9 protein-coding genes are annotated in these 22,272 nt (G+C 69.5%); 2 read left to right on the top strand and 7 right to left on the bottom strand.

The annotated features are described in order from the left end of the window. Window positions 1-63: 63 nt before the first annotated feature. The 4 genes from AB0K37_RS09590 to AB0K37_RS09575 form a co-directional block, all read right to left on the bottom strand. A complete protein-coding gene (locus AB0K37_RS09590; protein ID WP_363977424.1) occupies window positions 64-3,063 on the bottom strand; it encodes an N-6 DNA methylase in 3,000 nt (999 codons plus the stop codon). A gap of 314 nt (window positions 3,064-3,377) precedes the next feature. Beyond that, complete coding sequence (locus tag AB0K37_RS09585) at window positions 3,378-4,157, bottom strand: hypothetical protein (protein ID WP_363977368.1); 780 nt, start codon at window positions 4,155-4,157, stop codon at window positions 3,378-3,380. Next, window positions 4,154-7,108, bottom strand: coding sequence for a helicase-related protein (locus AB0K37_RS09580; protein WP_363977365.1), 2,955 nt, complete (start codon window positions 7,106-7,108; stop codon window positions 4,154-4,156). Before AB0K37_RS09580 ends, AB0K37_RS09585 begins: the two co-directional genes overlap by 4 nt. Then, complete coding sequence (locus AB0K37_RS09575; protein WP_363977362.1) at window positions 7,108-12,057, bottom strand: DEAD/DEAH box helicase; 4,950 nt, start codon at window positions 12,055-12,057, stop codon at window positions 7,108-7,110. The genes AB0K37_RS09580 and AB0K37_RS09575 overlap by 1 nt, the downstream gene beginning before the upstream one ends. 489 nt (window positions 12,058-12,546) lie before the next feature. On the opposite strand from AB0K37_RS09575, the gene AB0K37_RS09570 reads away from it, so the two are divergent. After that, the gene (locus AB0K37_RS09570) at window positions 12,547-15,099 is read left to right on the top strand and encodes an ATP-binding domain-containing protein (protein WP_363977359.1); all 2,553 of its coding nucleotides are present in this window, start codon (window positions 12,547-12,549) and stop codon (window positions 15,097-15,099) included. Between the two features lie 98 nt (window positions 15,100-15,197). Here AB0K37_RS09570 and AB0K37_RS09565 read toward each other — a convergent pair whose 3' ends face one another. The 3 genes from AB0K37_RS09565 to AB0K37_RS09555 form a co-directional block, all read right to left on the bottom strand. Then, window positions 15,198-16,352, bottom strand: coding sequence for a hypothetical protein (locus AB0K37_RS09565; protein WP_363977356.1), 1,155 nt, complete (start codon window positions 16,350-16,352; stop codon window positions 15,198-15,200). Beyond that, window positions 16,349-19,213 carry an AAA domain-containing protein gene (locus tag AB0K37_RS09560; RefSeq protein ID WP_363977353.1) on the bottom strand — a complete coding sequence of 955 codons (2,865 nt, stop codon included), beginning with the start codon at window positions 19,211-19,213 and terminating at the stop codon, window positions 16,349-16,351. Before AB0K37_RS09560 ends, AB0K37_RS09565 begins: the two co-directional genes overlap by 4 nt. A 95-nt stretch (window positions 19,214-19,308) precedes the next feature. Beyond that, window positions 19,309-20,529 carry a hypothetical protein gene (locus tag AB0K37_RS09555; RefSeq protein ID WP_363977350.1) on the bottom strand — a complete coding sequence of 407 codons (1,221 nt, stop codon included), beginning with the start codon at window positions 20,527-20,529 and terminating at the stop codon, window positions 19,309-19,311. A 466-nt stretch (window positions 20,530-20,995) separates the two neighbouring features. Here AB0K37_RS09555 and AB0K37_RS09550 point away from each other — a divergent pair, with 466 nt between their 5' ends. Continuing rightward, on the top strand, window positions 20,996-21,478 hold the full coding sequence (locus AB0K37_RS09550; protein WP_363977347.1) for a GtrA family protein: 483 nt from the start codon (window positions 20,996-20,998) through the stop codon (window positions 21,476-21,478). The last annotated feature ends 794 nt before the right edge of the window (window positions 21,479-22,272 follow it).

Here is a 22,272-nt window from a genome sequence, read left to right as displayed (position 1 = left end):
TAACGTCACCGGCCTTGAGACGTAATGTCGTCTCAAGGCCGTCGGCATTTCGGACTCCCTGAATCACCTATCCGGATGACGCGGGCCTTCACCTGGCGGCGGGTCGACAATCGTCTCGTACAATTTTTCAGTCTCCATCGCCCGCTCCATCGCATCATAGACATCCAAGATCAACGCCTTGGTCCGCGCGAAGCGCTCAGGATCGTTGCGCTGGAAGGCCCTGAAGCTGTCCATGACGTAGCCGACATCATCGCGGGCGACGCCGTATAGGTGAAAGTACGCAGCATCGAGCTCCGCACGCATAGCGAACCGCCGCTCTTCATCCCAGAGGAAGGGGCGCCCCTCGTCCCCCAACTCCAAGGCAAATGAGGCGAGGTCCTGAGTGACAAAGGTCAGCTCCAAGACTCGATCTCGAACCCAGTCACGCAGCTTATCTGTCGAATCCCAGGGCGATATGCGATCATATGCTTGGGGCGCAATGAACGGGAGTTGCTTAAGATATCCGTATGTAAGATGAGTGCCCGCCAACTTCTGCCGCAATAGGTAATCGATAATGAAAGTGCAGGAGTTTGCGTAATAGCCAGAAACTGGCGAGGCGGAGATACGCGCGATCGGGAATGTATGCCCTACGGCAGCGACAGGAAGTACGGAGCTGATCAGCGTGCGTTCGTCCGTACTACGTGCAATATCCCGCCACCCAATGAGCCAATTCTTGTCCCAGCGTCCCTCAAGAGCAGCAATTACTTCTTCTTCGGGAACCCAATAGCGCGCCAGTGCACGCCTATCAGGGTTTGCTTTATCCTCTACCGAGAGACGCGGAAGCGTACCCATCTTTGCCTGTGCAGCCGTCTGCCCCTCATAGGTGCCGAGCCGGTGGTCAAAATGATGAAGCATTTTAGCTTCATAGAGCGGCATCATCACCTGGCCGTTACGAACAAAGCTACTACCCTTTGAAGTCCAGCCTTCCGCCTCCAATTCCTCCCGGGCTTTGAACATTGATGAATCGTTCGCCATGTGAAACATGGTCATGAAAGAGATTCCCCACGGGTTGCTGCGCGGCGAATCGCGCCAGAGAACCGGCACCCTCCGGTAAATGTCGAGAGTGATCTCAGCGTCCCGTCGAGAACGAAACAGTGGCGCCGTCCCCGTGTTAGGGTTGAGCAGAAGTATGTCTTCTGGAGGCATCGTGAAGCGACGGTTCTCGATATCCGAGATCCGCCGCGCCCCAAAAGAGAAGTTCGCCTCATCCACCTTGCATTCTCGTCCTGCCATACTCAGAAGACAAAAACGGAAGCTGTGGTGGACGTCCCGACTGAGGAGAAATTCTTCGTTCTCGAACTCCATGAACGAAATCAACCTACTCTGGCGCACGAGGCCCCCAAAGAAAGGGGCAGTAGTGGCGTCAGTAGCGATGCCTGTCGGGAGCACGAGACCAGTGCGGCCCCAAGGGCCAATGACCGTCCGAGCGGTCTCCGCAAAGACTGCGTAGGTGTTGACGTCACCATGTCCCGTCAGCGGGTATCGACCCGAGGAACGGAGTAGTTGACTCCACCCTGCGGCCTTGCGCAATTCAGTCTGAAACTCTTGATAGAGCGCCCGGTCAGAGAGTTCCTCGCTCGTCTTCAGCTTGTCGATGAGCTTCTTCCGGGCGGCCGCATTGTGGGCTTTAGTGATCTCCTCATTGCGGGAGTCGAAGAATTCCTGCTCCTGGAGTTTCACGCGCTCCCATGGCGGGTTGCCGAGGACGCAGGTGAAGCCGCCCTGCCAGCCGGTGTCGTGGTTCGCATCCGGAGTGGAGTCGTCGCCGACGCGGAAGATGTCGGGGAACTCCAGGTGCCAGTGGAAGAAGCCGTACTGCTCGACGATCTTGTCGAGTTCCCGCTCCATCGCCTCGGTGGGCGCGGCCTGCGCGAAGAGCTTCTCCGCCTCCTCGTCCCCGCCCATGATCTTGAGGGTGGCGGAGGTGATGGGGCGCGGCTCCTTCTGCTTGGGGAACACGAACGCCGCGCACCAGGCGTCGGCGATGCGCTTGCGCTGAGCGCGTTCCGGAGCGTCGAGCAGGGCGCGGAAGCGGCGGGCCTGTTCGCGGATGTCCTCGATGGAGCCGATGCGCATCCGGTTCAGGGCGGTGACCTGCCGGGTCAGCTCGGACGTGTCATCCGGGCCGTTGACGGGGCCGAGGTCGAACAGGCCCGCGTCCTGGATGGCCAGCTGCCGGCCGCGTTCCTTGGCGTTGTCCTTGCGGAACTGTGCAGCGATCTTCTTGTCGTCGTCCCCGATGGGTTTGAAAGCCTCGTCCGGGATTCCCCCGATCAGCAGCTTCGGGGTCGTTCCCAGCAGGGAGTTGCCGACCTTGATGTGGGAGTCCAGGAACGCCAGGGGGCGTCCCGGTTCCAGCGATTCGAGCCAGAGGGAGAACTTGGCGAGCTCGGCGGCCATGGGGTTGATGTCCACGCCGTAGACGCACCGCTCGACGACTTTGTGCATCGCTTCGCGGACCACCATCGGCGTCGGTTCGTCGTCGCCGCTCCAGAGGACCGCGTACTTCTTGGCGATGCGACGGGCGGCGGCCACCAGGAAGTGCCCTGAGCCACAGGCCGGGTCGCAGACGGTGATCTTGAGGAGGTCGTCGGGGTTTCCCGACTTGGCGTACTCATCGATGATCGGGTCGAGTGTGGTCTTCAGCAGCTCGTCGATGAGGGCCGTGGGCGTGTAGTAGGAGCCGGTGGTCTTGCGCTGGTTGCCGCGCAGGTTCTCCAGCCAGAAGCGGGGCGCGGCGCCGTCGATCTGGGGTTCGAGTTCGAGCAGCGACTCGTAGACGCTCCCGAGTTCCTCCGCGCCGAGGTGCTGGTAGTCGACGCGGTGGACGCGGCCCTTCTTGTCCTTGAACTCGGTGAGGAGCCGGATGGCGGACAGGAGCCGCTCGTTGGTGAGTTCGCAGCCCCGCAGCAGGTCGGGGGCGAGGTCGCCGTCGTTGAGGGGGTCTCCGGCCCGGAAGAACAAACCGCCGAGGGCGGGCAGGGCGAGCTGCGGACGCCCGCCGTCCGTGCCGAGGGCGTCCATGACCACGACGAGCGTCCGCCACAGGTCCTTGTGGCGGTCGCCCCGGCGGCGGGACGCGATGCGGCGGAGGCGCTCGACGGAGAAGTAGTCCGTGTAGCGGTCGCGGGCGGCCTGGAACTCGGCCCGCTGCTCGCGTGTCGCGTCCGGCGGGTCCTGCACAAGGAGAGCCTTACGGCCTTCGGCGACGAACAGGAAGATGAGCTGGTAGGCGAGGCGGAGCAGTTCCTGCCGGAGGTCCTGACGGGAAAGGCGTCCGTCCGCCAGGTCCTTGCGCAGTTTCGGGTTCGCTTCGAGGAAACCCGTGCCCAGTTCGTTCAGGGCAAGCTCGACGTTGAGCCGCAGTTGCTCGCGTGCGCGGCTGCCGGTGTCGATTCCGTGAGCGCGCCAGCGTTCGAGCCAGCAGTCGGCGACGGTCGGCTCTCCGCCGTCGTCGCGGGGCAGCAGCTCGAACCGGGACGAGTGCAGGAGCGCGAAGAGCTGCACGAACTCCGGGTACAGGTCGCCGTCGAAGATGGCTTCCAGGTCGAACTGCACGTACGCCGACCCGACGAGCGCGGACGAGTCAGCAGGATGCGGAGGACCCGCCCGTTCGACAGCACGGCCCACAGGTGCGGGTCGCTGGCGTTGAGGAACTCCTGCAGCATCGACTGCGGGGCGCGGCCGGTCTGCCCGTGGGCCTTGGTCCGGCGGTCCAGGTCGGTGTTCCAGCCGAGCAGGTGGACGGCGACGTGCTCGCCCCACTGGTGGGAGACCGGGTACGTCTTCTCCCCCACCGTGATGCCGCCCCGCAGAAACGTGAGGCGTCCGAAGCCGAGTTCGTCGAAAAGGCGCAGCAGCCAGCGTTCACGGGTCTCGGTGACGGCCGAGTCGGTCGGCGGCAGCGCGTCCAGGCGCTCACGAAAGGCGCGGTAGGCGCCCTTGAGGTAGTCCCACTTGCGGCTGGCGGCCTCGCCGAGGCGCTCCCCGGCGGCGAGATGGTAGTCCTCCGGGCGGTTGCCGGGCAGGTCCCTTGCGGCCGACCGGATGCGCTCGATCAGGTCGGCGGACAGCAGGCCGCCCTCGATGTGGACGGCGTTGTAGGGCGAGCCGGTCACCGGGCGCCTCCCGCGGGCAGGTAGACGTAGACGCCGAGGACGTCGGCGTGGTCGTGGGGGCGAACGTCGAGGCCGCGGCGGACCGCGCCCACCGACGTCCGGACGCGGCGGTGCGCGGCCTCCAGCCGGTCCGCGAGGCCGGCGGCGCGGGCGTCGAGGTCGGCTTGCACGGAGCCGGGCGGCGCAGCTTCACCGGGCGCGGGCGGGGTGCCCAGTTCGTCGATGGACGCCTGGACGGCGCGCTGGACGAGTTCGGGCAGGACGTTCGCGTCGGGTCCGGCGCCGAGCAGCGCGGTGACCTCCTCGTCCGTCAGCCATTCGCGTCCGCCGGGGCCCGACGCCTCCCCCGTGGGGGGACCTGCCGCGCCCGGAACCGACCTGTAGGCCAGTATCTGGGCGTCCTCGGCGACGAGCGTGCGGGGCTCGGGCCGAGGGTCGTCGCGCCGGGGCGGCCTGGGCAGCGTGAGGTGGAAGCGGTAGCGGACGAGGAGGAGCGTCGTCCGGGAGGTGACGGCGGTGGTGCGGATCGCGCCGCAGCGGCGGGCGGGCCGCTCGCGGTCCGGCAGTTCCGGGTCGAGGGCGGCGTCCACGACGTAGCGGGCGAGCGCGACGACCGCCGGGTCGGTGCGGACGAGAGCGTGCTTCCCGGTGGGGGCCGGCACGTCGTGCAGGAAGTCCAGGAGGGGCTGCTTCGTCTCCTCCTCGGCGGGGCCGATCAGGCCGAGGGCGTGCCGGGTGCCGATGGGCAGGCCCTGGGTCTGGACGGTGAAGCCGTCCGCCCCGACCTGGACGGCGCCGCCCATGGCCGACAGCGACTCTCGGACGAAGCGGGCCACGTCGGTGTGCCGTCCGAGCGCGGTGCGGGCCTCTGCGGCCTCGCGCCGCACCTCGTCCAGCTCCTTGACTCCGGAGTGCGCGTACTTGGTGAGCACCTTCGACTCGCGGGCGGCGGCGCTCTCCCAGGAGCGGTGCAGCCGGTCGCGGGCCTGGACGACCTCGAAGTCGAAGGCGAGCTGGTCGGGGTCCTTCCTGTGAAGGAGCAGACCCTCGACGAGGGCCTTCACGACCGTCTCGCTGCGTTCGGGGACGGGGACGGCCACGCCGGTCTGCTTGGCGATAGTGGCGTGCTTGCGGATCAGGACGTCCAGGACGACGCCGTCTATGCCGTTGTCGGTGCCGAACAGGGTGATGGCGCGGACCTTCTGGCTGCGCTGACCGAACCGGTCGACGCGGCCTTCGCGCTGCTCGTGCCGGGTCGGGTTCCAGGCGAGGTCGTAGTGGACGACGGCGTTGAAGTGCTCCTGGAGGTTGACGCCTTCGGACAGGCAGTCGGTGGCGACGAGGACGCGGCGCCTGGACCGCTTGGTGAGCTCCTCGATGCGGTCGATGCGTTCGGCGGGCGGGAGGGTGCCCGTCACCGCCTCCACACCGGCCTTGCGTCCGAGAGCCGCGGCGAGGTGTTCGGCGACGTACTCGGCGGTGGGGATGTACTTGCAGAACACGATCGGGTCGTAGCCGTCGGCGAGCAGCGCCTTGACCTCGGCGATGAGCTTGCGCAGCTTCGCGTCGTGCCCGGCGCCCTCCAGCGCGCGGGCCTCGTCCGCCAGGGCGCGCAGGCGGGCGCGGGCCCGCGCGGAAAGGTCCTCGTGGTCGGCGCCGGGTGCGACGTCGACTCCTTCGAGAGCCTCCTCCTCGACCATGTCGAGCACGCCCTGGGCGCCGAGCGCGTCGGCCTCGGTGACGGTCTCGGCGGCGTCGGCGGCAGAGCGGGCGAGGAGCGTCGCGGCGGCGGCGCGGGGCGAGGACGCCACCGAGCGCAGCAGCGCCAGCGCCGACCACCACCGGACCTGGCGCCGCACCTCATGGGTCTCCGGGTCGCGGACGGTCTCGCGGGCGTAGGACAGGACCTTGGCCATCAACTCGGCCTGGCCCTCGTCCTGCTCGTACTCGACGGGCAGGAGCATCCTGTCCTTGGGGAAGCGGGTCTCCTCGTCCAGGTAGCGGCGGATGTCGCGGCGGCGGCGCTGCACGAAGTGGCGGGCGAGCCGGTCGCGCCCCTTCTCGGTCTCCAGATCGACGGTGGCGAGCTCGGGGTCGAGCAGGCCGATGAGGTCGCGGAAGGCGTCCTCCTTGCCGCTGTGCGGGGTGGCGGTGACGAGGATCAGGTGCCGCTCGGAGTCCTCGGCGAGCTCCTTGAGGAGGTCGTAGCGGCGCTGCCGGAGAGCCGTCCCGGCGCCGCCCGCCGGGACGCAGGTGTGGGCCTCGTCCACGATGACCAGTTCGGGGCAGGCGCGCAGGAACTGGGCGCGGCGCTGGTCGCCCTTGATGAAGTCGGTGGACACGACCGTGTACGGGTACTTCTCGAAGATCGACTCGTCGGCGCGCATGCCGCGCTGGAGGCGGGTGACCGTGGACGGCAGGACGAGCCGCGCGTCGATCGCGAACTTGTCGCGCAGCTCGGCCTGCCACTGCTCGGCGAGCGCGGGCGAGCACAGCACGGTGAGGCGCTCCGCCTCGCCCTGCTCGATCAGCTCCTTGGCGATCAGGGACGCCTCGATGGTCTTGCCGATGCCGACGTCGTCGCCGATGAGGAGGCGGACGGTGTCCATCCGCAGCGCGATCAGCAGCGGGAGGAGCTGGTACTGGCGGGGCTCGACGGCGATGGCGGCGAGGGAGCGGAACGGTCCGGCGGCCGAGGTGAAGCCGATCCGCATCGCGGTGCGCAGCAGGCCCGCGGCGACGCTGTCGCCGATCTGCCCCGGGACCGCCGCCGGGCGCGGGAAGCTGGCGGGCTCCACCTCGTCGGCGAACAGGCCGGTGGTGAACTCGCGGTCGCCGTTTAGGGGCCGGGCGACGATGAACCCGTCCGCGGATTCGGGCAGGACGACCCATTCGCGGCCGCGGGCGGAGATGAGGGAGCCGGGCGAGTAGGCGGGGGCGGACGCGGGCATCAGGCGCTGCCCCGCCCGGTGCCGAAGACGCTCGGGTACTCGCCCACGATGTCGCTCCACTCCTTGTCGTACGCGAACCGGATGACCAGCCAGCCGAGGTCGAGCAGCCGCGCCTCCGCCTGCACGTCGCGTTCCCGCACCGTCGCGTGCTCGTGGTGGGGGCCGTCGACGAACACGGCGACGGGCCCGGCCGCCAGCCGGTACACGAAGTCGGGACGGGCCAGCGCGCCGGCCACCAGCGTCTGCGCCTCGTCCGGCAGACGATAGTCGCTCTGCTTGAGGAAGGTGACGAACCGGCGCTCCAGCTCGCTGCCGGACGCGTCGGCGAGGCCGCCGGCGTGCTCGTCCACCGTTCCCTGCTGAGCGGCGCGGGCGACCGTCTCCGCCCCGGCCAGCTCCGCCAGCAGGCCGATGACGGCGTGCCGGTCGATCCGCTGGTGGAAGAGCTGGTTGGTGTAGGACAGCAGGCAGTCGTAGCATCCGCGCTCGCAGCGTTCGCGGGCACCGGGCGCGGAGCCGAGGTCCTCCAGCGTGGCCGGGTCGACGTGGATGATCCGCAGGGCGGTCCTCGCGACCTCGGCGAGGGTGCCGCGCTCGTCGTGCAGGCGGCGCAGCGCCCCGGCGCCGCCCTCGGCGCTCTCCACGAACAGCATCCGGCCACGGCCGTCGGCGTCCGGCAGGCCCTCGCTGGTCAGCTCGGAGTCCTCCAGCTGGAAGTGGGTCTCCATCCCGCGCTCCAGGGCGTAGCGCAGGGTGACGGCTTCGGCCTCCGACAACCGGCGGGTCAGCCGGAACACACAGATGTTCTTGTGGTCCTCGACGAACGGGACGACCTTCACCGCGCGGGCGGCGTCCTTCAGCGGGCGGAGCCCGTCGTCCTCGGGCGCCAGGTCGGCCGCGCTCGTCTCGCTCAGCCAGCGGCCCCGGATTGGGTCGAGCCAGAACCCGACGTCGCTCGCGTCCTTGCGGCGGCGGCGGCCCCGGTTGATGACGCGGATCGCGGCGGCGTCGCCGTAGACGAGGTCGGCGATCCGGGCGCCACCGCTCTCCGCCTCGGCGTGCAGGCGGCCCGGGCGGGTGCCGTGGGTGCTGAACCGGTAGACGGTCTGGAGCTCGAAGCCCGCCCGGCGCCGCTCCTCCTCGTCGGAGGAGATCCGCTGCCGGCGGACGGTGTGCACGGTCTGCAGCGCCATCATCTGCGACAGCGTCCCGCCGAGTTCGGCGTCGCACTCCTCGCAGCGGTCCACGCCCGCCTGCCGGGAGTGCCAGTAGCCGCACGACCCGCAGATGCGGGACTCGGTGGTGGCGACGTCGCCCGCCTCCGCGCCCGCCGGGACCTGGACGCTGGCGACCTGGTAGCGGGCGCCCTCGTGGTAGATGAGCGCGCCGGGGCCGAACTCCCCGATGGCGATGAAACGGGGCCGCTGGATGTAGGCGCCGCGCCTGCGCTCGCCCGGGATGTAGGCGGCCAGGGGAAGCCGGGGGAAGGAGTATCCGGGCAGGAACCCCTCCGAGGCGAAGTATCGGTAGGTGTAGAAGTCGCTGAACTGCTGCTCGGAATCCTCGTTCTTCAGCAGCTTGATCTGGTTCTCGGCGTCCATCCGCCGCCGCTGGGCCCGGGCCCTCGCCTTCGGTTCCGTGGAGTGGTCGAGGACGCGGCGGTTCTGCTCGCGCTGCTCGGCGAGCGCCCCCCGGTAAAGCTGCCGCCACCGGTCGCAGGCGGCGTCGAACCGCTGGGCGGCGCCGCGGACGACGTCGCGGACCCAGTCCTCGTACCACCACGAGGTGTCCTCGATCGTCTCTCGTTCCTCGCCCGACAGGTCGGCGAGGACCCGGTCCGCGCGCTCGACGGCGCGGCGGCGTGCGGTCTCGTCCACGAACTGGTCCCACAGGTGCGGGTGGATCTCCAGGGACGGCTCGTCGCCGGTGACGTCCAGGACGTCCGCCATGCGCGAGTGCAGGGAGACACCCGTCTCGGCCAGCCAGATCGCGTGCACGTGGGAGCGCAGAAGGTCCTCGTTGGTGAGATCCAGCCGGGGTGGTTCGACACTGCCCGCCACCATCTGCTCAGAGCGGCGGAAGTAGTACTGGTCGTGGGCGCGGCCCGTCGAGCAGTAGGTGGTCACGAGAGCCGGCTGGCCGCTGCGCCCGGCGCGGCCCGAGCGCTGGGCGTAGTTGGCGGGGGTGGGCGGCACGTTGCGCATCCCGACCGCGTTCAGGGTGGCGATGTCGACGCCCAGCTCCATCGTCGGCGAGCAGTACAGGACGGGGAGCCTGCCCTCGCGGAAGTCGGTCTCGCGCTGCATGCGGTCCTCGTTGCGGACCTGGGCGGTGTGCTCGCGCGCCTCCAGCCCGACGAGTCGGCTCGCCGTCTCCCGGTACAGGTCGCGGAAGAAGCCGTTGACGCGGATCTCGGCCTGCGGGTCGACGACCTTCCGGAGGGGGTCGGGGGCACCGGACGTCCCGTCGCCCGCGCGCCAGACCAGGGCGGACGCCTTCAGCCGGTAGCCGGGGACGCCCTCCTTCGTCTCGGTCTCCACGGCGAGGAGCCCCACGTCCTCCAGGACCCTCAGCAGATCGGCGATGATCTGCTCGGCGTCGGTGACGGAGAGCGTGCCGGGAAACGCGGGGAACCGCCGCGGTGCGCGCAGGTACCGGCCGAGCGCGGTACGCCCAGTGAAGTGGACGCTGCCGCGGCTGCCGCCCCTGGTGGCAGGGATCGCGAAGACCGTCCGGGCCTTGACCATGGGTTCGCCGTGCGGGAGCGCCCATGTTCCCCGCAGGAGCTGGTCCGACAGGCTCTCGATGCGCTCCTGCCCGTGCTGGGTGAGGACGTCGATGTCCACGGCGAGCTGGCGGCGCATCTCGTCCAGCAGGAGGTGTGCGAGGGCGGCGCGGTGCTCCGGCCCGTCGTCACGGAGAGCGTGGTGGGCGTTCTCCCAGCACTCCTCGTCGGCGGCGATATCGTCGAGGTCGGAGTAGCCGAAGCGGATCAGGCCGGTCTGCTCCAGATTCGGCATCGTGACGCGCCAGCCGCGTTCGAGGTCGGCGTAGAGACGGTAGGCCAGGACCATGCGCAGGGCCCGCTTCACATTCTCCTTCTGGCTGAACTTCACGCCCGGGTTCTGCGCGAAGTCCTTCATGTCGAGACTCAGGGCGTCCGCGACCGCGTGCGCGACGTTCTCGTGGGTGAGCCCCTTCTCCCCGGCCTCCCGCGCCGCGTGGTACAGGGCGCCGCGCACCTGCGTGACCTGGACGAAGTCGTTGAAGAAGCCCGCCTGGAGGCTGGCGTCCTGCCGGTTGTCGACGAAGGTGAGCAGCTTCTTGGCCTCGTCGTCCAGGCCGCTCTGGGCGCGCAGGCTCCGGACGATGCTGGAGCTGATCACCGAGACCGCCGAGCTGCGGCCCTCGGCGGCGTAGGAGGCGAGTTTGGCGAAGTCCTTGCCGCGCGTCTGGGTGTAGGAGACGCGGCAGCGCAGGCAGAACCGGAACGGGGTGGAGAAGTAGGCCGCCCGGACACCGTCGCCCTCCCTCCGCTCGCGCCCGTCGGTGCCCAGCCAGACCTCACGGGGCAGGTGGTCGCGGAGCCGCGGCAGCACGTGCGCGGCGCCGCTCTCGTCGGTGTCGATCCAGGAGTCGGGCAGGCGGCCGGCGGCGATCGGGTCCTGGACGGGCCACGGGTCTTCGGTGCTGATGTAGAGGTAGCCGTTGGCCTCGTCGCCACCGGCGGCGTCCTGGTCCTGGCGGGGCGTGTAGAAGACGCCGTCGGACCGGCGGGTGCGGGCCACGACGTGGTACTCCTGACCGCACTCGCGGCAGAACGCCAACGGCAGCAGGATCTTCTCCCGCTCCCCCGGCACGCTCACCTGGTACTGGCTGGTGACGTGCCGCTCGTCCTCGGGCTCCAGGCTGACGTAGACGGTGTCGCCCTTGGACAGGAACTGGTGCAGGCGGAACGCGAAGAGAGGCCAGCCGGTTTCAGGGTGGCGGGCGCGCGCGCCCTGCCGAAGGGCCTCCGCGATGGCTTGCGCACAACGCTGCCGGGTTTCGCCGGTCAGTTCTGCCAGCTCAGCGGCCGCGCTCGGAAGGGTCCGGGGACGGCCGCGGACCAGCCTGTCACCGTCGTTGCGCAGGCCGAAGGTCGTCTCGATCCAGGCGGACAGCGGGTCGCGCGCGAGCTCGTCGTAGCGGCGAGCCGGGCCCGGTCCGCTGAGGGCGGCGGCCATGCCGGCGCACAGATCCTCCGGTGACGGGTCGGCGTCCGGGGTGGCGCGGCGCAGCGTCTCGCCGATCACCCGGTGCGGGCCCAGCTCGGTGCCGAACAACCTGGACGCGACGGAGGCGACCCGCTCCTGCGCGTCCTCGAACGTGGCGCCGGTCGCCATGGTGGCCGACGTGCCGACACACTGGAGGTCGAGCGCGCTGCAGGCGTCCCGCAGCCGCCGGACGAGCATGGCCACGTCCGCGCCCTGCCGCCCCCGGTAGGTGTGCAGCTCGTCCAAGACCAGGAACCGCAGCCCCTGGGCGGCGCCGATGAGCTGCTGACGCTCGGCCGGCCGGGTCAACAGGTACTCCAGCATCACGTAGTTGGTGAGCAGGATGTCAGGAGCGCGGCGCAGAATGCGATCGCGCTCCTCCTCGCCCTCCTGGCCGGTGTAGCGGGCGAAGGTGACGGGCCGGTCGTCGGCGGCCATGCCCCACGTCAGGTACTTCTCCAGCTCGTGGAGCTGGCTGTTGGCCAGGGCGTTCATCGGATAGACGACGATCGCCTTGATGCGCCCGAGCTCGGGGTCGCGCAGCACCGAGTCGACGATGGGCAGGATGTAGGTGAGGCTCTTGCCGGAGCCGGTGCCGGTCGTGAGCACGTAGCTCTCGCGGGTCCCCCGCGCGGCCTCGATCGCCTCGAGCTGGTGCCTGTGGAGGGTGAGCGTGCGGGCACCCGCGTCCACTTCGTGCTTCTTCGCGCGGAAGAAGCGGTCGCAGTAGGGGTGCAGGACGCCTTTCTCGACGAGCCGGGTGACGGTACCGCCCGGCTCGAAGTTGGGGTTGAGCGAGAGCCAGGGATCGGGCCAGCGGACCTTGTCCCTCTCCTCCCCCCCTCAGATGCGCGGCGATCTTGTCGTCGCGGACCTGGACCAGCGAGGAGGTGAAGTCCGCGTAGTCCTTGATCAGCCGGTCGTGCACGCCGAAGACGTCCATACGCCTCGCCCCTCCTGCCCCCGCATGTCACCGGCTCCTCAGAATGACGCTTCCGACGGGCCACCGGATGACAGGGTTCCGCGAGAACCGTACGGGCCGCAAACTCGCAGAGCAGTGGCCGCCTCGGGCCGCCCTGGCAACCGGCGGTGCGGACAGGGCGTCCCATCTGGCACAGGGGCCCGACACCGCTTCAGGAGCTGTCCGCCGGCCCCCACGACGGGGATGACGGGAGACCAGGCTTGACCGATCGGATGTCTACGCTCGCGCAGGAGCAGCGGGCCGTCGACTACGCCTACACCTGCTACGAGCGGCGCTTCGCGACCAACCGCGCGATGTTCAAGCCGTCCGAGATCACCGACGCGCACGCCGGTACCGCGTTCATCCCGGACGTCGCACCCGAGGTGCGGTTCGAAGGCGACCTCGACGGGGAGGCACTCGTCATCGCACGCGTCGACGTCGACGAGGACGGGGACACCGGCACGTGGTACATCGGGCGCCGCAACGTCCGGGACGAAGCGGGTGACAGCTTCGTCGTGAACTGGCAGGCGCCCCAGGCGACCGAATGGTTGCTGCGGCGGCCGAACGCTCCCGGCGGGATGACCCTGCGGCGCCGCCTGCGTTGCGACCGCGACCGGGTCAAGGACTTCCAGGACGAGATCAAAGCCTTGCTCCCGAAGGGCACAGACAGCACCACGGAGACCACGCCAGCGGCCCCGCCCGTAGGGCTCAAGGACTTCCTTCTCGAAGACCTGGAACGTGCCCGTGACGGGCGGATGCGCGACATTGTCGAGACGATCCAGCAGGAGCAGCTCCTGCTGGTGTCGGACCAGCGCCAAGGCGTCCTCGTTGTGCAAGGCGGGCCGGGCACCGGGAAAACCGCCGTGGGGCTGCACCGCATATCGTGGCTGCTCTACAACCGCCGGTTCAGGACCGGCGAAATCCTGGTCGTGGGCCCCCATCGCCGATTCCTGGACTACGTCCGCGGCGTCCTGCCTCGTCTCGGGACGCGCGACGTGACGGCGCTCGAACTGAGCAAGCTCTGGGACGCGCCGCGCGGGGCTGACCCGCTCCCCGCCCGGTCGGTCAAGTCGGACGCCCGGATGGCCGAAGTACTGCGGCGGGCTGTCGAGAACCTGCCGGGCGAAGCCCGGATGCAGCAATTGCGCGACCGAGGCTTTGTTTTCCTGCTCGACGGCGCCCGGCTCGCGATACCCGGCGAGACCATGCAGGCGTTCGCCACGGGCAACAAGTCGGGTCGATACGCAGACCGAAGGAACGCGTTCGCGACCCGCCTCGTCGATCACTTGATGCTGTTGCACTCCGAGCAGAGGCCCCGCCGTGCCGACCAGGACATCCGGCACCGGATCGCTCAGGACAGACAGATCCTCAAACTGGTGAACCGCGTGTGGCCCAACGTCACGGCGGAGAGGGTCCTGCGGGACCTGCTGGGCGACCCCGCCGTCCTGCGGGCGGCCGCCGACGAAGTGCTCACCGCGGAGGAGCAGGCGGCGATCACACGGGCGCCTGCTCCGCGGGCCGACGAGGAGCCGTGGTCACTGGAGGACCGCGTCTGCCTGGAGGAACTGCGAGTCCTGCTCACTGGCGATGACCCGCCCCGCTACCGGCACATCATGGTGGACGAGGCCCAGGACCTGACCCCGATGCAGGCCAGATCGCTGGCTCGGCGCTGCCCTAGCGGGTCCATGACCGTGCTGGGAGATCTCGCGCAGGCGACCGGCGACCACTCCTACGAGGATTGGTCCCTGCTCGGCTCCGCACTCGCGGGTGAGGACGGCTGGCACCTGGCGGAGCTGACCGTCGGCTACCGCGTCCCGAAGGAGGTCATGGAATTCGCCGAGGTGCTCGGCCGCTCCATCTCCCCCAGTACCCCGTTCCCCCGGTCGATCCGCCCCGTGGGGCCGGGCGGACTCACGCTGGTCCCGGTCGAGACCGCCCGGCTGCGGGACGAGGCGGTCGCTCGGGCGCGTTCCCTCCTCACCTCCCAGGACGGCCGCTCCGTCGCCGTGATCGTTCCGGATGCCTTCGGCGACGAGGTTCCAGAGATCCGGGCGGCACTCCCCGGCGGCGAGCGCGCAACCGTGATCACAGCGGCGGAGTCCAAGGGGCTGGAGTTCGACCACGTCGTGCTGGTCGAGCCGGCGGAGGTCGCAGCGCGCACACCGGGCGGCCACGGCCTGCTGTACGTGGCGGTCACCCGCTGCACGCGGTCGTTGGTGATCGTGCATTCGGCCCCCCTCCCCCCTATGCTGCGCCCGGCGTCCGGCGACTCGCAGGAAGGCGACCCCATGATCGACGCGCCCGCGGCCGAGGACGGCGCAGGCCCCGCGCAGACGAGCTTCGGCGCGTTCATCGCGGAACTGGAGGCCACGGTGCGGCAGGAACGCCGGAGCACCGTCCACGAAGGGGTGCGGTATGCGCTGATCTCCGAACTGTACGGGGCCGGGCTAATCCCCACGGTGGACTCCTCCACGGCCGACGTCATCTGCGACAGCGCCAGCGGCAAGGTCCTGTACGAGGTGCTCGGTGAGGGCGGGAACACCTACGCGCGCATGCGGGACGCCGTCCTGCGGATCCTCGAGGTCCAGCACGCGGAGGGAGAACCGGCCGAGCACCGATTCCTCGTTCTGCCGGAGCCGCCGGCGGAGCCGTGGGCCCCGGAGGTCCTCGCGGAGGCGTTCGGCATGTCCGTCATCTGGCGCGCCGGTGACCGGTGGGCCGGGCGGGAACTGGACATCGCCCTAGGGAGGATGGCGGGCCCCGGCGGGCGATGAGACGATCCGAAGGAGATTCCAAAACGGGAGGTTGGGGACGGCCGCAGGCGACACCTCCGACCTCCCGTTCGCCGCTGTATGCGTCGTTGCCCCCAAGGTCACAGTGGGAGAAGGAAATGGCCGGTCTTGTGGGCGTGGCGGCGCAGGTCGTCGAGGCTCAGAGGCTCGGTCTCCAGTTGGGTGCAAAGGCGGCTTAGGAAGGCTTCTGCCTCGGCGGGTTCGATGTCGCGCGACGCCGTTACGCGGGTCAGAGCCCGTTCCAGGACGGCTTGGCGGCGGAAGTCCGGATCGTCGCACCATAGCTGCAGGACGTGGCTGCGGGGCGTGATGTAGGAGCCCAGGCGGACGATCGAAAAGATGCCCTTGCGGCCTCCCGCGGTGAAGTCGGCGGGCGACAGGGTGAGGCGCAGGGTGCCGTCGGCGGTCCAGGAGAGACGGGACGGGTCGATGTCGCGTTTGTCGAGCCAGGGGCCGAACTCGGCGCGAACGTCGTCGGAGTCGCCCGTATTCAGGATGGCGGTCAGGGCGGGCCACCCGCGGCAGAGCTTCTCCAAATGCTCGTCGTGGCTTTCTGAGACGGCGGAGTAGGCCAGGAGGGACGGGCCCCTCGGGGTCTCGGTGCGCAGGAGATAGCAGGGCAGGTAAGCGTGGCCCGAAGAGCTGAAGGCCACTTCGCGAAGTTCGTCCGGGATGTTGAAATCGCGGCGGTCGGGGCGTGCGGCAAGGCGGGTCAAGGCGTCGTTGTGGAAGGCGCAGGCGTGGGTCATGAGGCGGTGCCATTGCTGTTCCACAGCCTGCGCGGCATCCCAGACGACGACCTTGCGGCCGTAGTAGGCGGCGGGCAGGGGTTCGCCGAGGACGCCGTCGAAGTAGAGCTTCTGGCGGTCGCGTTTCGAGACGTAGCGGGTGTCGTCGCGGACGGAGCGGGCACCGAGGTCGGTGAGAGCGACGGTACCGTCCGGGCGGGAGACCACGTGGCCGACGCCACTGAGGAAGCGCAGGACCCGGTCCACCATCACTTCGTCCAGGCCGAGGAAGCCCGCGATCTCTGGGACGGTGCGCAGTTCCGCCTCAGCGATCGCACGGCCGACGAAGCGGTCGAGGAGGTCGTAAGGCTGCCGGTCGTCGATGAGCGCGTCGATCTCGACGGCGAACAGCGGCAGGCCGATCCGGTGGAGGCGGACGGGGCGTACTCCGGGCATGGCGGCCGCGTCCTCCAGGGCGCGAGCGGGGTCGTACAGCGCGTCACTCACCGTTCGCCCTCCTGAACGAGCAGCTTCTTGATCTCACGTCCGTCGCGGAAGTCGCCGTGGGCGCGGACGTGGTTGAGCAGTGCCTCGGCCATGGCCCGGAAGCCTGGATCGCGGGCCTGGGTCAGGGTCACGGAGTCACCGACCAGGATCAGCAGGCGGCGCGGACGGGAGAACGCGACGTTGGCGCGGCGGAGCTCGCTGAGAAATCCGACGGTGCCGGTGGGATTGCTGCGGGTGAATCCGAAGATGATGAGATCGCGTTCGCCGCCCTGGAAGGAGTCCACAGTGCCGACTCCGGCCGCGGCCTCCTCATCGCCGAGGCGCCGGGCGATCATCTCGGTGACGAGGCCGACCTGAGCCTGGTAGGGGAGGATCACTGCCCAGTCGGCGACCGTCCCGTGGTAATGGGCGATGAGGTCGGTGATGAGGTGGGCCTCGGCGTCGTTGGCGTAGCCCTTGTCGGCCCATGGCTCGTCCGGGCGCGGCGAACGTTCGCGCCGTGCGCGCAGGGGCAGGCCGGCGGTATCGGCGAACACCAGCGGGGAGGCGAACAGGCCGTCACGGTGCGGGCGTTCGACGTCCGATTTGAGGAACCCGTCGTAGAACCACTGCGAGACGAAACGGGCGATGACGGGGGGCATCCGGCGCTGGTATCGGAGTATCTCGCGGTGGCCTTCGGGGACAGCGGGGAACAGCAGCTCGAACCCGCTTTTCGTGACGAGGTCGGTCGTGCGGGTGTCGCCGCGGGCCCAGCCCATCACCTGCGGGTCGACGAACGGCGGGAGCTGGTTGTGGTCGCCGACGAGGACGGCGCGCCGCGCCCGCACCAGGGGGACCAGGACGTTGGGGGTGCTGATCTGGCCGGCCTCGTCCACAACGGCCAGGGAGAAGTCGAGTCCGTCGAGGGCGCGCGTGGTGGCGGTTCCGATGCAGGTCGCGCCGATGACGTCGGCGTAGCGGGCCAGTTCGGGGTAGAGCTGCTCAGTGCGGCTGCCCAGGTGGCCGCGCCATTCGGCGAGGAGGTCCAGGCGGCGGCGCATGAGGTCCAGTGCCGCGGCCGCCTGGTCGCGGAAAGCGGTGAGCGCGGCGAGGCTGGCCTCGGGGCGCGGCGGGACGGGCACGCCGTGCAGGAGACCGCGGAGTTCGTCAGCGTCCTCGGCAGCGGCCTTCGCTCGTTCGCGCACGGCGCTTCGCGCGTTGTCCAGTGTGCGGCGGTGCTCCGCCAATTCGGGCGCGGTTTCGCGAAATCCCTTGAGCTCCATGAGGGCGGCGTACCGCTCTCGGAGGGCGGCGTTGAGCGTGGCGTCCACTTGCTCGCGTTCGGTGCGGCACCGCCGGTGCTCGTCAGCGAGGCGGCTCGCGGACCGGCGCAGAAAGAGGCCGATGAGCGGCCACCGTGCGCGTGCTTCGGCGTGGTCTCGGCGCTGGGAGAGGATCTCCAGGTCGGTATCGCGTTCGGCGAGGTCGCGTTGATGGGCTTCGACGGCGTCGGTGAGGCGGCGCGCGTGTTGCTCGATCGGGGCGGTGAGCCGGGCGGTGTGTTCGTCCAGAACGCCGATCGCCTGGATTTCCGCTGTTTCGGCCGCTCGGAGGGACTCGAGCGAGTGATCGAGTTGGTGGAGCCACCCGTCGGCCTCGCCGCGTGCGGGTCCGTAACCGCGGGCGGCCAGGTCGGTCCGGCGAAGGATCTCGCCTTGCAGCGTCTCCGCCTGCGCCTCCAGCGTCAGGTGCTCGCAGCCGGGTGTGACGCCGTCGTCGCGGCCGACGCGCAGGATCACCAGGTCGGAGGGGAGTTCTTGGAGGACGTTGTCGACCGCGCGGTTGGTGAAGGAGGTGATGAGGATGCGTTCGCGCGCCGCGGCGCAGGCGCGGGCGATCTCAGTGATCGTGCGAGTCTTGCCTGTGCCGGGCGGCCCGAGGATCAGACCGATGTCCGGGACGGCGAGAGCCTTGCGGAACGCCGACCTCTGACTGGCGTCCAGAGCGCGCTCGGGCTCGGCGACGGCGGGCGTGAAAGGGCGGAACGTGTGCCCGGCCAGCGCGTCCAGCAGGTACGGGTTGGCGGCCTCTCCGTCGCGCAGCATCCGCACAGCCTCCGCCTGCCGGTCGAAGGGGATGGTGGACGGCGACTCGACGAAAGCACCGACCTTCGGGAGGGCGTCGAAGTCCACGGGACGCTCGAAGCGCACCGTCATCAGCGTCCCGCGAAGCAGGTCTACACGTCCGCGCAGGTCCGGCTCGCCGCGGACATGTAACCGGGTGCCGACGACAGGCCGCCGGCTCCCGACGAGCTGGAAGTCGTGCACGCCGCGGGCGGACCGGCGGCGCGCAGCGGACGCGTCCACCCGGCGGTACGAGATCATGATGTCGGCGCGGGCGGCGGCCAGTTCGACACGGCGCCCCTCCTCGATCACCCTGTCGAGGGCGTCCAGGAACTCCTCGTGCGCCTTCGGCGTGCTCGCGCTCGCGGGGGTTGCGGCGGTTCCGACAAGCTGTCTCCAGCGTTCCCGCACGAGATCCCATCCGGGGTCGATCCCGAAAGGCAGCTCCCGGATCTGGTGGTGGTAGCGCCAGCCAGGGGCGCTGAGCCACAGAGCCCCTCGCACGATCTTGTTGTGGTCCTCGAAGCCCATCGGGAACGCGCCGGTCACCTGGAGCCCGTTGCCGTGCTTGGTCACGTTCAGGGTCACGACGTACCGGCCATCGATGTAAACCTTGAGATAGTCGTCGCGACCGCCCCGTCCGCGCTCCACCCTCGCGGGGACCGGACCTCGCGAGGCGACCTCTAGCAGGTCCCGCCGGATGCCCTCGACATCTGGGAGGTACGGGTACCGGGCCCGCTGCTCAGCCAGTCTCTCCACGAAGCGCAGCGAAGGCACCAGGTGGACGATTTCTGGCAGATTGACATGGAGGCCGTGCATCGCGTTCTCCGTTTCCGGGGGTCGGGGTTCTCGCTTTAGGCGCCGAACGGGGCGATGCAGGCCACTCGAAGACCTTCGGCGAAGGCGCGCACGCCAGGCCGCCGCGCCGGGTCGGGGGTCAGCGCGGCGGCGAACACAGCGTCGCAGGCCGCAGGGACGGCGGGGTTGAGGACGGACGGCGCCACCTGCCGGGCCCCGCGGCCCGCCGGGCGCCCCGTGACCAGTTCGTAGAGGATCCGCGCGAGCCGGTGGACGTCGGCGGGCGGTCCGGGCGGCGCACTGCCGGCCGCTTGCTCGGGCGCGTGGTACGGGTCGTCGCGCTCGCCCGCCCGCGGGGGAACGGTCGCCAGACCCAGGTCGCGCAGGGCGAGAGTGCGTGCGTCGGGCATCAAGATCGCCCCAGGGCTCAGCGCCCGGTGGGCGAAGCCGCGACCGTGCAGTTCAGCGAGCGCGTCGGCCAGGCTCGGAAGCGCGCGTGAGAGCAGGAGCAATTCGTCATGACCGAGGACCTTCCGCGCACCTGCGAGCCGGTCGAGGATCGACGTCGGCGACACCATCGCAGTAACCAGAGTGACCGTTTCCGGCGTCATATCCACCCCGGAGAGGGGCGGCAGTCCGGGGATCGGGGGAAGGTCCATCAGCAACGCGGCCTCGTCGACCAGCGCGGCGCGTAAGCCCGGGGCCGCCTCCGATCGGCGCAGCCACACATGGCCGGCAATGGTTCCCTCACCGAACGCGTGCCCCTGGAGCCAGATACCGCCATCGCACGTCATGGTTTCGAAAGCGCCGTCAGTACAATCGTCGGCAGCCTTCGCCGAGGTGGTTTCACCGCACAGCCGATACGGCTCGCCGTCCACTACGACAATGTCACCAGGTCGAGGAGGCGTCAGGATGCGCCATTGTTGGAACGGTCGGGGCTCTGTACGTCCGGCGAGCACGGCCATCCACGATTCGTGGTCGCGCTTGAGCCTGAGCAGCTTGGCGCGCGGCCACAGCCTCGGCCCGTCGCCCTTATCGATGGTGCTGTGGTCGGACGGGCACAGCAACACCAGATTGGCGAGTCCGTCGATGTCGCCCGGCCGGTCGACGGCGCCCCTGGGGCCGTCGGGCTTCTCCGCGACGATGTGCGCCGCCTCGGCGATGTGGTACTCAGTGCCGTCCGGCCCCGGGTCGATTACCAGCGACCGCTGGCACATCGCGCATCGCCCACCGCCGCGCTCGAACAGCCGGCGCCGGGTCCGTTTCGAGGCAGACACTCGGACAGCGTAACGAACAGATCCCGCACGGTGCACAACAACCAAAGTGTCCGGGCGCCCCGCGAAACTGCCGGGTACCAAGCTCGGACGTCTGGTGCTGATCGGCCGGGACCACGGTCGGGGTCGAGCATCTGCGTCGGCGCTTCACCGACAGCAGGCGATCAAGCCCCTCTCCGACGGTCATCGTGCCGGGCGGCCGCCTCGTCGAGACCTCTCTGTATCTCGTTCGTCCGGGATAATGCGGTCGGATGGGCGGCAAGGCGGGCCAGGACTTCGTCGCGCCGGGCACGCGCGTTGCTCCTGAGCCGATGCCTCATCGGCCCGGCGGTTTGAGCGGTGTCACGGATGCCGCTCTGCAACCGTGTCAGGTGGCGGCCGCCCGCAGAGCCTGGACGGTCGTTACTGTCGTAGCCGCCGCCTCACACCCGGCGGCAGCTTGTATTGGTGCGGAATCGGAGAGCGGAACTTGTTCAAGGGATTGGCGCGGCACCTGTCGGCGTTCGCTGTGATCGGCGCACTGTGCACTGTCGCTTGGCTTCTGCTCTATCTCGTGTTCCGCACCGTGATGCCGTCGCTGGCCGCCAACGCGCTCTCGCTGGTGGTCACCACTGTCGCGAACACGGCGGCGAACCGCCGCTTCACGTTCGGGGTCGTGGGGTCGGAGGGGGCGCTGCGGCACCAGATCGAAGGCGGCGTCGTCTTCCTGATCGGGCTGGGGCTCAGCAGCGCCGGGCTCGGCCTGGTGCATCTGCTCGCGCCGTCCGCACCTCGTGCCGTTGAGGTCGGGGCGATGCTGGTCTCCTACGCGGTGGCAACCGTGGTGCGGTTCGTGCTTTTGAGCGGCTGGGTGTTCCACCCCCGTCGGCACGCTGCTCCGGCCGATGCCACGGCGGAGACGGACGCTCCCGCGCTCCCGGTGGAGGCTCTGGAGGCCCCGCAGTCCTCTTGATGTGATCGCGCACCAGCCAGCGGGGCGCTGAGGGACGGGCTGAGGGCGCGGCAATGTCGTGGACGGCGACCTCGGCGACAGCGGTCCTGGTGAGGTCCAGGTGAGGCCTGTCGAAGGCGCGGGCCGAACTCCATGACGGACGTGAACGCGAGCGGCTCCTCGATCAGCCGTCCAGGTGCCCGTGAATTCTTTGGTCTCAACCGCGAGCAGGTGGGCCACGTCGCCGTGGTCGTCCAGAACGGACGGCATATCGAGGACAGGTAGCGCGGGCCACCTCGGAGATCAGCTCTAGCAGCGGTTGGGCCCGTCGACGCCGTCGAGCTGGGACGTCAGGAGGTCGCGTCCCGACACCCCTCATCGCTGAGGGTTGCGGGGGCGTCTGCCTCGGCTTGCGCGGGCTCCTTGGTCTGGGACGGTAGGACCAAGCGTTCGCGCATCCGGCTCGCGGCGCCTTTAATCAGAGGTCCTTACAAACCAGATCGGAAGATTGCGATGGAAAAGCAGCAGACGTGCCAAACCGTCCTCGGGCGGGGTGACGCCGTGCACGGGAACAGACGTATCCGGTGCGGCCAGGATCTGGAGCCGGTGACCAAGGTGGTCAACGGAAAGGAAACCACCGTTTGGGGTTGCCGCACGCACAACCCGTGGATGTTCAACCGCTGAAGATACTGACCCGCAAGCACGAGGTCTCGCCAGCCGGAGGCGAATGACCAGGTGCCTAGCAGGGGGCCGGTCGGCTACGGCCGGTCCCCTGGCCACTCGGCCCCGCGGCCTGAACCTCGCGGGGTGAGGCC

Source organism: Actinomadura sp. NPDC049753 (assembly GCF_040674655.1).
Lineage (GTDB): Bacteria > Actinomycetota > Actinomycetes > Streptosporangiales > Streptosporangiaceae > Spirillospora > Spirillospora verrucosospora.
Note: the sequence above shows the minus strand (reverse complement) of the source record. Positions and strands in the feature narration are given on the sequence as shown.

Bases quoted from the DNA above. Each gene is read 5' to 3' on its own strand.
- AB0K37_RS09590 (WP_363977424.1), bottom strand. From the start codon at position 3,063: ATGGACGCCCTCGGCACGGACGGCGGGCGTCCGCAGCTCGCCCTGCCC.
- AB0K37_RS09580 (WP_363977365.1), bottom strand. From the start codon at position 7,108: ATGCCCGCGTCCGCCCCCGCCTACTCGCCCGGCTCCCTCATCTCCGCC.